Genomic DNA, 10,247 nt, shown 5'->3' with positions numbered 1-10,247 from the left:
TTCGATAACGCAGTAAGCGAGAGAAATCATGACAAACATCGTCCCATTACGCAACACCGGGGGGTTTACCCGGATGGACAATCAGCTGATGGATGGCCTGATGGCTATCGACCTGTCCGCTCGTGAGATGAAGATCGTGCTGTACGTGGCCAAGGCTACCCTGAACTTCAATGAGGGCGCCCAGCGCATCCCGGCCACGGCGATTGCCAAGGCCACCCATATCCACCCTGACACCGTGTCGAAAGCGATCTCTGGCTTACTGCTCCGCCGGGTGCTGTTCCGTAACGGCGGGGCCAGGGGTGATATCGGTCTTTGCGACCCGAAAGAGTGGGTATTTCACGAAGAGCCGAAACAGACCAAATCGTCTGACTCGGCTCAAATCGTCCGAATCGGATCTGCCGCGAAACAGACCAAAACCGACGAGTCCCTTCTCTATTCCAAGAATAAAACCCCCTCTGTAAATCTTCCTTCGGAAGATATTACATCTCCCCAGGGTTCGGTACCGGATCCGGCTCCCGCTCCCGCGGCGAAGCCTGATCGCAAGACTCCGTTCGGCCTGGCCCAGTTGCTGGCCGACAACCCGAACCAGATCCCCGAGCAACTGCTGACCGACTGGCTGGCCCAGCGCAAGGCGAAGAAGGCCGCCGTGACCGCCACCGTGTGGGCCACCGTGAACTCCGAGCTTGCCAAGTGCGCCGAAGCTGGAATCTCCGCGCCAGACGCCATCACCGAAGCCCTGTCCGCCGGATGGCAGGGATTCAAGGCCTCCTGGGTGATCAACCGCATCCGAGATACCCGCCAGCAGGCCGCCCCTCAGTCCCGCCACCACGGTTTCGACCAGATCGACTACACCGGCGGCCGCACTCAGAACGAGGATGGATCGTATGATTTCTAAGCCCCTTGACCTCGAAGTGTGTGACATCGAGCGCCGCCTCGGCGTGATCGCCAAGCAGCCCGGCAACTGCGAGAAGCATGGTGAGTTCGCGGTGATCATCCGCAAGCAGGGGCAGAGCGGATGCCCTGAGTGCGCCAGTGAAGCCCGTGAGGCGCAGGACCTGCACGAACAGCAGGAAGCCCAAGAGCGGATGGCCGCAGCACGCCTGGAGCGCAAGCTGGGCGCCTCCCTGATACCTCGCCGATTCATGGACAAGACCTTCGCCAACTACCGCGCCGAGACTGACAACCAGCGCCAGAATCTGGCTGGCAGCAAGCGGTATGCCGCCAATTTCCGCGACCACCGCGCCGCCGGACGTTGCCTGGTCATGACCGGAACCCCGGGTACTGGGAAGACCCACCTTGCAACCGCCATCGCCGGCGCAATCATGCTGAGCACCGGCATGACCGCTGTCTACCGAACCGTATCCGGCCTCCTGCAGTTCATCAAGGGCAGCTACAGCGACAAGTCCGACTACACCGAGGCGCAGGCCTTCGCCTCTCTGGTCGACCCCGATCTTCTGATCATCGACGAGGTCGGCGCAACCAAGCCGTCAGAGTTCGAACTGGCGACCCTGTTCAACGTGATCAATGGCCGGTACGAGGACCAGCGCCCGACCATCGTGATCTCCAACCTCGACTTCGAGCGCCTGGGCGAAGTGCTGGGCGAACGGTCCGTGGACCGCCTCCGTGAGGCGCGGGGGATCGGTCTGGTCTTCGAGGGCCAATCTGAGCGTCTGCGCAAGGAGACCCTGCAATGAACCGCGCCCACCCAGCCCAGCTCCGTGGAGCGGGAGAAGTAGCCCAGGCCTTCATCAAGGCCGGGATCTTGTTCGTCTGCATTCCGGTGCTGAGCGGCCAAGACCACATTGACCTTGCTCGTCAGTCGGAAGAGCGCCTTGAGCGCCTGGCGCAGATCGCTGAAGAAGAGGAGGCCCGCAAATGAATCTCCGTCGAGACGAATTCGAAAAAGCCTACGCCGAAGCTCATGACATTCCAGTCGAGGAAATCGAGAAGTACCGCATGGCTGACACCTACCGCCTTCCGATGATCGCCAAGTGCTGGAGGTTCTGGCAGATGGCGATTCAGATCGGCCTCAGCCCTGAGCAGTCCACGGCAATCCCCAAGTCAGCTTGCAAGCGCTGCGACGACAAGGGTGAAGTCTTCTCCGGTGACTACCACTACTACGGCGAGTTCGACCCACCGGAGCCGATCATGGAGCCGTGCCCAGATTGTGAAGAAGATCGAGCTGGGCAGCCGGCCGGGGAGGGGGTGTGATGAACAGAATCCACATGTGGCACCGCATGGCCTACATGGGCCTCGTCGCAGTGAAGTGCGGACGACTGGTCAAGGCCAGTCAGTTCACCCCCGAGCGGACCAGCGTCACCTGCAAGGCCTGCTTGAACGCCATGGCCAAGGAGAAGCACTGATGGACACCAACAAGATGCGCGAGCAGTTCGAGTCGACATTCCCAATTCCTGCCGGTATAGCCTGGGACGAAAGCCTTGGAATGTACAAGGTCGTCGATATTTGGAAGCTGGTGAGCACTCTGCAAATAGGCATCCACAACTCACGGTGGGAAGGCTGGCAGGCCTCCCGCGCCGCGTCCTGGCAGCCGATGGAATCCTGCCCCAAGCATGTCGAGGTTCTGTTCTACCGCGAGGACTGCGGCGTGATCAGCGGGCAGCTCACCTGCGCCGACACGTTCATGACAGACAAAGATCGAGAAAGCGGAGAGTACAGCGAGCAGGAGCAGTACAGCGAAGACGCATGGTGCTATGGCTCTGACGGCGTTGAGCGCCTGGATGGTGATCTTGTGCCAACGCATTGGATGCCTTACCCATCCGCGCCGGGAGATCAGCCATGACCATCGACAAAGCACAACTCAAGGCGCTGGCAGAGGCCGCTGGGTTCGGTGAGTGGTACGCCTCTGGCGACCTCCGTTACTGCGAAGACAAGACCGGTGAAGTCCATGGCCTGCACCATGACGACGGGCGCCTCATCGCCGCCGCCAGCCCGGCCACCATCTTGGCGCTACTCGCGGAGATCGAGCGGCTGAATTCAGAAGCCATGCATTCGGCAGCAGGCTCTCAGTCGGATCGTGAGCAAATCGGCGCGCTCAAGGCCGAACTCGCCGGCCTGCGCACCGGCTACGAAGCGCAGAACGAGGTCATTGCGGCGCTGAAGTCTCAGAACGAGGCGCTGCGCTTACCGCTCCAGTACCTGGTCCAAAACGAGGACAATCACGAAGAAAACCAAGCCGAGCGCCACATGGTAATAACCGAGGCCCAGTGCACGCTGGCAGCTATGGCCAAGGAGGCATCCCATGGGTGACCTCAACGAAATGTCTCAGGCTGCGCGCGCCGCTGCAATGCGTGGCGGCATGAATGGCTGGGGTCAAATCGGCGGGCTGCCGGGGCAGATCCGTTATCACGAGCCAGTCGGCGCGAAGTCGCGTCGCCGGTGTGGATGTGGTTGCCGCCAGCGCGCCACTCGCCGCGGCATGACCAATGGCGTTTGCCTAGTCATGGGCTGCGATCTGTCGGTGCGCCGCTGGGTGAAGGAGCAGAACCATGGCTGAGAAGATCTCCGTCAACAGCGCCAGCAAGCTCTCCGAGGCGATCACCATGCTGACCCAGCTCTACCGCGAGAAGAAATTCGTAGTGGTGAGCATGCGCCCAGGCAAGGACCGCACCTTGGATCAAAACGCACTGTGGTTCGCCATGTACGACCGCATCACCAAGACAACCGATATGGGCGACGTCGAGGATGTGCGCCGGTACTGCAAGCTGCACTTCGGCGTGCCGATCATGCGGTCTGCAGATCGTGACTTCTTCGAGGGCTGGGCTACCAGCTTCGTGCACCTGACCTACGAGCGGAAGCTTCACCTCATGGGCGCCTGCGCAATGTTCGGCCCCGATGGCTTCCCGGTGACCCGCCTGTTCAATCGCGAGCAGGGCTGCATCTACACGGACAAGATCGCCGCGTACTTCGGCGGCAAAGGCGTCTACTTCGATGATCTGCTTGGGGAGGCTGCGGCATGAGCCATAACTTCAAGCCGGGCGACCTGGCGCTGGTGATCAATCACACGTTCCCGCCAGTAATCGGTACTTGCGTAGAGCTGATCAGCCGCCACTGCGTAGGGCCTGTTGATCGGCGAGACCCGATGGACCCAGGTGTCTACGAGAAGGAGGGCGGCGAGGTCGTATGGGTGATCAGCGAGGACAAGGCCATTGTCTGGGAAAAATGGCTCATGCCCCTGCGCGGCGACTTCGATCCCGAGCAGCAGAAAGCCAAGGAGGCCGAGCCATGCGCGTAGCTGAGATCAAGCCGAAGAAGTGCAAGGCACCAGGTTGCGGAAAGCTCTTCGAGCCGGCCATGTCCACGCAGAAGGTGTGCAGCGTTGCCTGTGCGCTGGCTTTAGCCAAGAAGCCAGAGAACCAAGCAATGGCCCGCAAGGCGATTGCCCAGCGTGAGCGCCGCGAGATCCAGGTGCGCAAGCAGAAGCTCAAGAGCCGGGCCGACTACGTACGCGAGGCCCAGGCGGTATTCAACCAGTGGGTGCGCCTGCGCGATGAGGCGCAGCCATGCATCAGCTGCGGCCGGCACCACCAGGGCAAGTACGACGCCGGGCACTACCGCACCGTTGGTGGAAACCCGGAGCTGCGCTTCGAGCCGCTCAATTGCCACAAGCAGTGTGTGCCCTGCAACCAGCACAAGTCGGGCGACATCGTGAACTACCGGATCAACCTCGTGCAGCGCATCGGCGCCGAGCAGGTTGCCTGGCTGGAAGGCCCTCATAAGGCCCAGCGCTACACCATCGACGAGCTCAAGGCCATCAAGGCCGAGTACCGCGACAAGATCAAGCAGCTGAAGGAGAAGGCAGCATGACGCCAGCATGGGCATTTTTCATTTTGGCCGCCCTCACGGTGGTCAGCGGCGGGGCCCTGTCTTGGGCTGGCGCAGTGCGCCGCAAGCGCAGCTACGAAGAAATTTTGCTGAAGAAGAAAAATCGCATCCAGGGGGAACAGCCATGAAAGTAATCAGCGCTCGCCAAGTTTGGCACGACGCACTGCACGAGAATCGCGCATCCGCCCTGGCCGTGGCTGCGGAGCAAGCAGCACTGGGCAAGAAAGGTGGCTCTGGCGATGTGAAGATCATGGTCATGCTGGAGAACCACGACGGGCAGGAGGTGTGCAAGGTGTATGAGGTTCGCAAGGAAGGGGTGCAGGAGACCCGCCCGGGGCGCCGCCTCACCAACGACCGCTGCGCGCACATGCTGACTGCCGGGTTGGTCATTCAGGCGATCGATTCCCTGCCAAAGTCGCTGCGCCACCTGGGAAACTTCATGTACTCGCCCGTGGCCAGCGGAAACGACCTGAGCATTGCCCATGGACTGGTGTGGCTTGGAAGCGGCCTGGAAGCGCTCACAGACCGCAAGAAGCAGCGCGCCTACTGGATGGCCATGGCTGCGCTCCAATCGCACAAGATGATCGTCCATGGCGGCGAGGCGATGGGTCCCGGAGCGGTGTGCATGTTCGTTGAGGATCGCACCGGCGAGAAGATGAACCCGCAGAACTGGGCAAGGGACTGGCAGGAGGTATGGGATGCTCTCGGCGCTCAGGTCGACAAGCTCGACAAGCAGGCGCTCAAGCCTGTCGCTCGGGTGGTGGAAAGGCTCCGTGAACGAAATGACGAGACGCAGGAAATAGCCGCTTGACAGTTTGAGGAGTGTTTTGGCACTATTTCGCCATCGTCATAATTTCGCCTTTGGCGAAAACATTCAAAGCCCGGCCCAAAAAGCCGGGTTTTTTATTGCCCGAAGAGGGCCTCAAGAGTCCCGGCCAAGTGCCGGGATTTTTGTTTCTGGTGCGGGACCCACAGCCAGAGTGGCCCGAAAGGGGTATCTGGACGCGGATAAGCCGGTAGTGCCGCGATGCAGAAAAACACCGGCAGCCCGCGCACCCATTCTCACTGTGCTTGTGGGTGGCGCGAGACTGGATTGGCGAGACTGGTGCATTGGGGTGCCAGCGCTGCTAAGGTCTTTGGCGGACAGGCGGGGAAAGACCCGCGCTACTTCCTGAGGAATGCCATGAACTGTTTGACTGTTGGCGACCTGCGTAAGGCGCTGGAAGGCGTTGAGGATGATCGCGTGCTCGTTCTCCGCATTTACGATGAGCGAGACCAGAGCGAGTTCGTGTATTCGAGCGAAATCGACCTCACGTCGTTCAGTATCGACTTGCAAGGCGCCAGGCAAACGGCTGACGGAGACAAGGATATTGCCCGTCTTCACATGACCATTGATCTCGAAGACTGAATTGCGGGTAGCGCAGGTCGCTAGACAGCCTTCCAAGCTGACGATCGGGGTTCGATTCCCCGTATCCGCTCCAATTCGTTATGTGCTGCTCCGCACGCTTGCCCTGGTCCTCATTAGGGACTCCCCAGGGCCTTTTATTCCAAGGGACACCCCATGGCCGAACCAACCAGCACCGCTGCGAGCGTAGTGCTCGGCAAGTACGGGGTAGTGATGGCAGCATTCATTGGCTCCATTCTCTCCCTTGGCTTCCTGAAGGATCTGACCCGGTTCCAGGCTGCCACAGCGGTCGCCACCGGTTTCGGGTTCTCCACGTACCTGACGCAGCCGGTAACCATGTGGCTCGCCCCCAAGCTTGAGATGGCCGTAACCGACGACCTCCTGTGCGGGGTTGCCTTCATTCTCGGCCTCACGGCCATGAACATCATCCCGGCCATCAAAGCCGCCATGGGCTCGTTCGTGGCTGCGCGAGGTGCCTGACATGAATTCCATCCTGACATCGGCGCTGACTGCGCTGGATGCGTTCCTGTGCGTGATGGTCGTGCTTGCCGCGTGTGAGTACCTGCGCAAGGTTCGCCCGGTTGACCAGCCTCTTCTGAGCATCGCTTTCTACCTGGTCGCGATTGGCGGGTTCGGCGCATTTGTCACCGCCCTGCAAGGCCACTGGGTCAACCCTTTCGGTGTGATGCTTCATGCCGGGGTTGTCGCCTATGCCTGGGCTCGTCGCGGCCACGTCTTCACCTGATCCGCGCCACAGATTTGACCTGCGCCGTATCGTGGCGCGAAAACACGAGGAATAGGCATGACTCAGGAATACATCGGAACCAAGCAGATCACCGGCTGGCCATTCGAGAAGGACGGCGAGCAGGGATACAAGGTGCAGTACGAGGATGGCTATACCAGCTGGAGTCCGAAGGACGTGTTCGAGAAGGCCTACATCGGCATCGGCCACGTCAAGCACCTGCCGCCCCACGTCCAGCGCATGATCGGCGAGAAGGCTCAGAACGATGATCGCCTGGCGAAGCTGCGCGCCTTCATCGAATCCCCGGCCTTCCGCGACCTGAGCGTCAAGTCCCAGGAACTGCTCACCACTCAGGCCGGCGCCATGGGCGAACTGTCGGAAATCCTGGCCGAGCGTATCGCTCTTTGAGGTGAAGATTGACAACCATCGCCTACAAGGACGGCATCATCGCCTACGACTCCCGCGTCACCCGAGGCGACCTGATCACCGATGACGACTGTGACAAGTGCATTGAGCGCGACGGCGTGAAGTTCTTCATGTCGGGCGCCCTTTGTGACTATGACGCATTGGTCGGGGCCTACTTCGGCACTGCGCCATCCGGGAAGGTCGACGCATCTGCAATTGTCGTGGATGCCGGCAAGCTGATGATGGTGGCGGTGGATGACGATACCGGTCTGTGGAAGTCGCCAATCAAGCCTGATCGTCCGTACGCCATCGGTAGCGGCACGCCATACGCATTCGCTGCGATGGACATGGGCGCATCTGCCGAGAAGGCCGTCGAGATGGCGGCAAGGCGCGACACCAGCACTGGCGGAAAGATCAGAACAGTGAGGATCGGGTATGAGTCGGCCAATTCCACCGGCGGATCTGCTTGATTCAGTCTGGCTTACCCTCCGCCCGGCTCCCGAGGTCTGGGAGTGGATCCAGAGCGAAGTCCTGGCCGAGACCGGCAGCATCCACAACCCAGAGCATTCTCACCTCATCGACGCCAGCATCGGCGTGCTCTGGGCATCGTCTGCTTTCAACAAGAAGGGTCGCTCAGTGCTGGGCCAGGCCGAGCAGTTGATGATCCGAGCAGGCGGCTGGCAGAAGGCGCGCCAGGAACAGCAGATGCGGGACTGGTTTGGCGAAGAGCCAGATTTCCTCATTACGCTGGCCGCCGACTACTGTGCCGAGTGCTCCGACATAGAATTCTGCGCGCTCGTTGAGCATGAGCTATTCCACATAGGCCAGAAGCTCGACAAGTACGGTGCTCCCGCGTTTACCGAATCAGGCATGCCGAAGCTTGAGTTGCGTGGCCACGACGTCGAGGAATTCGTTGGCGTGGTCCGCCGCTACGGTGCCAGCCATGACGTACAGCAGCTGATCGACGCTGCAAGCCGGCCGCCTGAGGTGGCCAAGATCAACATTTCGAGGGCCTGCGGAACCTGCCTGCTTAAGTCGGCTTGATATTTGACAGGCGATTGACGGAACCCAACTTATGGCAGCCCTGAGCAACGAGGTGAAGGCCTTCATCGTTCAGGCGTTGGCCTGCTTCGATACACCGTCTCAGGTGGCCGAGGCCGTCAACAAAGAATTCGGCATTGAGATCAGTCGCCAGACGGCTGAAAGTCACGATCCCACTAAGCGGCAGGGGCGCAACCTGGCCAAACGCTGGGTAGTCCTGTTCGAAGACACCCGCAAGCGCTTCCGTGAGGAGACGGCAGAGATCCCCATTGCCAACCGGGCCTATCGGCTCCGCGCTCTCGCCAGGATGGCCGAAAAGGTCGAAGGCATGCGCAACTACGGGTTGGCCCTGCAAATCCTTGAGCAGGTCGCCAAGGAGGTTGGAGATGTCTATGTGAACCGTAAGGTCGAGCCTGACAAGTCTCTGGACGATGAGATCAAGCGACTGAACATCCAGAAGCTTCAGCGCGAACTGGCAGATCCAGACAAGGATGTGCCGGAGCCCAAGCAAGTAATCATTGGGGTTGAAGATGCAAGCAACCCTGAAGCTGAATAAGCCCCAGTTCGAATTCATCAGCCACCCGAAGAAGTTCTCCGCGTTCGTGGGTGGATACCGTAGCGGCAAGACTTTCGTCGGCTGCGTGCGCATGTGCATCAACGCACTGGAGCACCCGAGAATCCCCCAGGGTTACTTCGCGCCGACTTACCCGCATATTGCGGACATCTTCTATGACACCATCCCGGTCGTTGCCGAGGCGTTTGGGCTGGTCGCGGACATTGTGCCGAGCAACAAGCGCGTCCACCTGAGAGATCGTCGCGGGCGCCTGCTATCGACGATCATCTGCAAGAGCATGGAGCACCCGCACAAGATTGTGGGCTTCAACATCGCCCATGCCCTGGTGGATGAGATCGACTGCATGCCGATCAAAAAGGCCGACAGTGCGTGGAAGAAGATTATCGCGCGGATGTCGACTGTCTGGCCGAGTCGCAGCGAGAACACGGTGGATGTGACCACCACGCCAGAGGGGTTCAACTGGGTCTATCGCAAATTCGTGCGCGAGATCGCCGAGGATCCCGAGCAGGCAGGGTTGTACGGCATAGTCCACGCCTCAACGCGCGACAACGCCAAGAACCTGCCGCTCGATTACATCCCATCGCTGCGCAAGTCCTACCCAGCCAACCTGGTGGATGCTTACATCGACGGGAAGTTCGTCAACCTGACCTCTGGCTGCGTTTACCCGAACTTCTGCAGGCGACTAAACCACACGGACGAGGTGATCAAGCCTGGCGAGCCCTTGCACATCGGCATGGACTTCAACATCAACCGCATGGCGGCTTGTGTGTTCGTGCTGCGAGATGGAAGGGCGTTGATGCTGGACGAGTTCACCAAGCTATTTGATACGCCCGCAATGATCGCGGCTATCAAGGCGCGGTACCCAGACCGCAGCATCACGGTGTACCCGGATGCCAGCGGCAAGAACCGCAAGAGCGTCAACGGCAGCGAGTCGGACCATGCGCTGCTGCGGCAGGCCGGGTTCGGCGTACAGGTCAACCCGTCCAACCCCCTGGTCCGCGATAGGGTGCTGGCGGTCAACGCCCAGTTCCTGAATGGCCATGGCGAGCGGTCGTTGCTCATCAACACCGACCGCTGCCCGCAGACCACGCAAATCATCGAGCAGCAGGCATACAACGAACACGGCGAGCCGGCGAAGGACGGCACCGAAGACCCCGCCGACGCATTCGGCTACTTCGTCGTCCAGCGATTCCCGATCAACGTGATGCTGATGATGACCCAGACCCTGAGAGTGTGAC

Annotated in this window: 21 protein-coding genes and 1 tRNA gene; all 22 read left to right on the top strand. The window is 60.5% G+C overall.

Annotated elements, in window-relative coordinates; genetic code table 11:
- Window positions 1-28 precede the first annotated feature (28 nt).
- Window positions 29-895, top strand: a complete 867-nt coding sequence (locus tag ACODSK_RS02705) for a replication protein (protein WP_489013689.1) — start codon at window positions 29-31, stop codon at window positions 893-895.
- Window positions 885-1,694: an ATP-binding protein gene (locus ACODSK_RS02700; RefSeq protein ID WP_489013688.1), complete on the top strand. Its 810-nt coding sequence runs from the start codon at window positions 885-887 to the stop codon at window positions 1,692-1,694. The genes ACODSK_RS02705 and ACODSK_RS02700 overlap by 11 nt, the downstream gene beginning before the upstream one ends.
- Window positions 1,691-1,879, top strand: coding sequence for a DUF1382 family protein (locus ACODSK_RS02695; RefSeq protein WP_489013686.1), 189 nt, complete (start codon window positions 1,691-1,693; stop codon window positions 1,877-1,879). Before ACODSK_RS02700 ends, ACODSK_RS02695 begins: the two co-directional genes overlap by 4 nt.
- The gene (locus ACODSK_RS02690) at window positions 1,876-2,211 is read left to right on the top strand and encodes a hypothetical protein (protein WP_489013684.1); all 336 of its coding nucleotides are present in this window, start codon (window positions 1,876-1,878) and stop codon (window positions 2,209-2,211) included. Before ACODSK_RS02695 ends, ACODSK_RS02690 begins: the two co-directional genes overlap by 4 nt.
- Window positions 2,211-2,363, top strand: a complete 153-nt coding sequence (locus ACODSK_RS02685) for a hypothetical protein (protein ID WP_489013682.1) — start codon at window positions 2,211-2,213, stop codon at window positions 2,361-2,363. The genes ACODSK_RS02690 and ACODSK_RS02685 overlap by 1 nt, the downstream gene beginning before the upstream one ends.
- Entirely contained in the window at window positions 2,363-2,800 is a 438-nt protein-coding gene (locus tag ACODSK_RS02680) for a phiTE_015 family protein (protein WP_489013680.1), read from the top strand. The genes ACODSK_RS02685 and ACODSK_RS02680 overlap by 1 nt, the downstream gene beginning before the upstream one ends.
- On the top strand, window positions 2,797-3,267 hold the full coding sequence (locus ACODSK_RS02675) for an ead/Ea22-like family protein (RefSeq protein ID WP_489013678.1): 471 nt from the start codon (window positions 2,797-2,799) through the stop codon (window positions 3,265-3,267). The genes ACODSK_RS02680 and ACODSK_RS02675 overlap by 4 nt, the downstream gene beginning before the upstream one ends.
- Entirely contained in the window at window positions 3,260-3,514 is a 255-nt protein-coding gene (locus ACODSK_RS02670) for a hypothetical protein (protein WP_489013676.1), read from the top strand. The genes ACODSK_RS02675 and ACODSK_RS02670 overlap by 8 nt, the downstream gene beginning before the upstream one ends.
- Window positions 3,507-3,977, top strand: coding sequence for a hypothetical protein (locus ACODSK_RS02665; protein WP_489013675.1), 471 nt, complete (start codon window positions 3,507-3,509; stop codon window positions 3,975-3,977). The genes ACODSK_RS02670 and ACODSK_RS02665 overlap by 8 nt, the downstream gene beginning before the upstream one ends.
- Window positions 3,974-4,252 (top strand): hypothetical protein, encoded by a 279-nt coding sequence (locus tag ACODSK_RS02660; RefSeq protein ID WP_489013674.1) that lies wholly within the window; start codon window positions 3,974-3,976, stop codon window positions 4,250-4,252. Before ACODSK_RS02665 ends, ACODSK_RS02660 begins: the two co-directional genes overlap by 4 nt.
- Window positions 4,243-4,824: a recombination protein NinG gene (locus ACODSK_RS02655; protein WP_489013672.1), complete on the top strand. Its 582-nt coding sequence runs from the start codon at window positions 4,243-4,245 to the stop codon at window positions 4,822-4,824. The genes ACODSK_RS02660 and ACODSK_RS02655 overlap by 10 nt, the downstream gene beginning before the upstream one ends.
- Window positions 4,821-4,970 carry a hypothetical protein gene (locus ACODSK_RS02650; RefSeq protein WP_489013671.1) on the top strand — a complete coding sequence of 50 codons (150 nt, stop codon included), beginning with the start codon at window positions 4,821-4,823 and terminating at the stop codon, window positions 4,968-4,970. Before ACODSK_RS02655 ends, ACODSK_RS02650 begins: the two co-directional genes overlap by 4 nt.
- Window positions 4,967-5,653, top strand: coding sequence for a hypothetical protein (locus ACODSK_RS02645; protein WP_489013670.1), 687 nt, complete (start codon window positions 4,967-4,969; stop codon window positions 5,651-5,653). The genes ACODSK_RS02650 and ACODSK_RS02645 overlap by 4 nt, the downstream gene beginning before the upstream one ends.
- Window positions 5,654-5,869: 216 nt before the next feature.
- Window positions 5,870-6,250: a hypothetical protein gene (locus ACODSK_RS02640; protein ID WP_489013669.1), complete on the top strand. Its 381-nt coding sequence runs from the start codon at window positions 5,870-5,872 to the stop codon at window positions 6,248-6,250.
- Between the two features lie 3 nt (window positions 6,251-6,253).
- A tRNA-OTHER gene (locus tag ACODSK_RS02635) sits at window positions 6,254-6,323 on the top strand.
- Between the two features lie 80 nt (window positions 6,324-6,403).
- Entirely contained in the window at window positions 6,404-6,727 is a 324-nt protein-coding gene (locus tag ACODSK_RS02630) for a peptidase M48, Ste24p (protein ID WP_489013668.1), read from the top strand.
- 1 nt (window position 6,728) lies between these two features.
- The gene (locus ACODSK_RS02625) at window positions 6,729-6,992 is read left to right on the top strand and encodes a hypothetical protein (RefSeq protein ID WP_489013667.1); all 264 of its coding nucleotides are present in this window, start codon (window positions 6,729-6,731) and stop codon (window positions 6,990-6,992) included.
- A gap of 57 nt (window positions 6,993-7,049) precedes the next feature.
- Entirely contained in the window at window positions 7,050-7,397 is a 348-nt protein-coding gene (locus ACODSK_RS02620; protein ID WP_489013666.1) for a crAss001_48 related protein, read from the top strand.
- 8 nt (window positions 7,398-7,405) lie between these two features.
- Window positions 7,406-7,864 carry an Ntn hydrolase family protein gene (locus ACODSK_RS02615; protein ID WP_489013665.1) on the top strand — a complete coding sequence of 153 codons (459 nt, stop codon included), beginning with the start codon at window positions 7,406-7,408 and terminating at the stop codon, window positions 7,862-7,864.
- On the top strand, window positions 7,830-8,438 hold the full coding sequence (locus ACODSK_RS02610; RefSeq protein ID WP_489013663.1) for a putative metallopeptidase: 609 nt from the start codon (window positions 7,830-7,832) through the stop codon (window positions 8,436-8,438). The genes ACODSK_RS02615 and ACODSK_RS02610 overlap by 35 nt, the downstream gene beginning before the upstream one ends.
- Window positions 8,439-8,469: 31 nt before the next feature.
- A complete protein-coding gene (locus ACODSK_RS02605) occupies window positions 8,470-8,991 on the top strand; it encodes a DUF2280 domain-containing protein (protein WP_489013662.1) in 522 nt (173 codons plus the stop codon).
- Window positions 8,966-10,246, top strand: a complete 1,281-nt coding sequence (locus ACODSK_RS02600; protein WP_489013660.1) for a terminase large subunit domain-containing protein — start codon at window positions 8,966-8,968, stop codon at window positions 10,244-10,246. Before ACODSK_RS02605 ends, ACODSK_RS02600 begins: the two co-directional genes overlap by 26 nt.
- The last annotated feature ends 1 nt before the right edge of the window (window position 10,247 follow it).

The sequence above is a fragment of the Pseudomonas sp. FG98 genome (genome assembly GCF_057808595.1).
This window is presented reverse-complemented; position numbering and strand designations above follow the sequence as displayed.

What these genes read in the sequence shown, in the direction of transcription:
- ACODSK_RS02705 (WP_489013689.1), top strand. Translation starts at nt 29, where the DNA reads ATGACAAACATCGTCCCATTACGCAACACCGGGGGGTTTACCCGGATG.
- ACODSK_RS02700 (WP_489013688.1), top strand. Translation starts at nt 885, where the DNA reads ATGATTTCTAAGCCCCTTGACCTCGAAGTGTGTGACATCGAGCGCCGC.
- ACODSK_RS02695 (WP_489013686.1), top strand. Translation starts at nt 1,691, where the DNA reads ATGAACCGCGCCCACCCAGCCCAGCTCCGTGGAGCGGGAGAAGTAGCC.
- ACODSK_RS02690 (WP_489013684.1), top strand. Translation starts at nt 1,876, where the DNA reads ATGAATCTCCGTCGAGACGAATTCGAAAAAGCCTACGCCGAAGCTCAT.
- ACODSK_RS02685 (WP_489013682.1), top strand. Translation starts at nt 2,211, where the DNA reads ATGAACAGAATCCACATGTGGCACCGCATGGCCTACATGGGCCTCGTC.
- ACODSK_RS02680 (WP_489013680.1), top strand. Translation starts at nt 2,363, where the DNA reads ATGGACACCAACAAGATGCGCGAGCAGTTCGAGTCGACATTCCCAATT.
- ACODSK_RS02675 (WP_489013678.1), top strand. Translation starts at nt 2,797, where the DNA reads ATGACCATCGACAAAGCACAACTCAAGGCGCTGGCAGAGGCCGCTGGG.
- ACODSK_RS02670 (WP_489013676.1), top strand. Translation starts at nt 3,260, where the DNA reads ATGGGTGACCTCAACGAAATGTCTCAGGCTGCGCGCGCCGCTGCAATG.
- ACODSK_RS02665 (WP_489013675.1), top strand. Translation starts at nt 3,507, where the DNA reads ATGGCTGAGAAGATCTCCGTCAACAGCGCCAGCAAGCTCTCCGAGGCG.
- ACODSK_RS02660 (WP_489013674.1), top strand. Translation starts at nt 3,974, where the DNA reads ATGAGCCATAACTTCAAGCCGGGCGACCTGGCGCTGGTGATCAATCAC.
- ACODSK_RS02655 (WP_489013672.1), top strand. Translation starts at nt 4,243, where the DNA reads ATGCGCGTAGCTGAGATCAAGCCGAAGAAGTGCAAGGCACCAGGTTGC.
- ACODSK_RS02650 (WP_489013671.1), top strand. Translation starts at nt 4,821, where the DNA reads ATGACGCCAGCATGGGCATTTTTCATTTTGGCCGCCCTCACGGTGGTC.
- ACODSK_RS02645 (WP_489013670.1), top strand. Translation starts at nt 4,967, where the DNA reads ATGAAAGTAATCAGCGCTCGCCAAGTTTGGCACGACGCACTGCACGAG.
- ACODSK_RS02640 (WP_489013669.1), top strand. Translation starts at nt 5,870, where the DNA reads ATGCAGAAAAACACCGGCAGCCCGCGCACCCATTCTCACTGTGCTTGT.
- ACODSK_RS02630 (WP_489013668.1), top strand. Translation starts at nt 6,404, where the DNA reads ATGGCCGAACCAACCAGCACCGCTGCGAGCGTAGTGCTCGGCAAGTAC.
- ACODSK_RS02625 (WP_489013667.1), top strand. Translation starts at nt 6,729, where the DNA reads ATGAATTCCATCCTGACATCGGCGCTGACTGCGCTGGATGCGTTCCTG.
- ACODSK_RS02620 (WP_489013666.1), top strand. Translation starts at nt 7,050, where the DNA reads ATGACTCAGGAATACATCGGAACCAAGCAGATCACCGGCTGGCCATTC.
- ACODSK_RS02610 (WP_489013663.1), top strand. Translation starts at nt 7,830, where the DNA reads ATGAGTCGGCCAATTCCACCGGCGGATCTGCTTGATTCAGTCTGGCTT.
- ACODSK_RS02605 (WP_489013662.1), top strand. Translation starts at nt 8,470, where the DNA reads ATGGCAGCCCTGAGCAACGAGGTGAAGGCCTTCATCGTTCAGGCGTTG.
- ACODSK_RS02600 (WP_489013660.1), top strand. Translation starts at nt 8,966, where the DNA reads ATGCAAGCAACCCTGAAGCTGAATAAGCCCCAGTTCGAATTCATCAGC.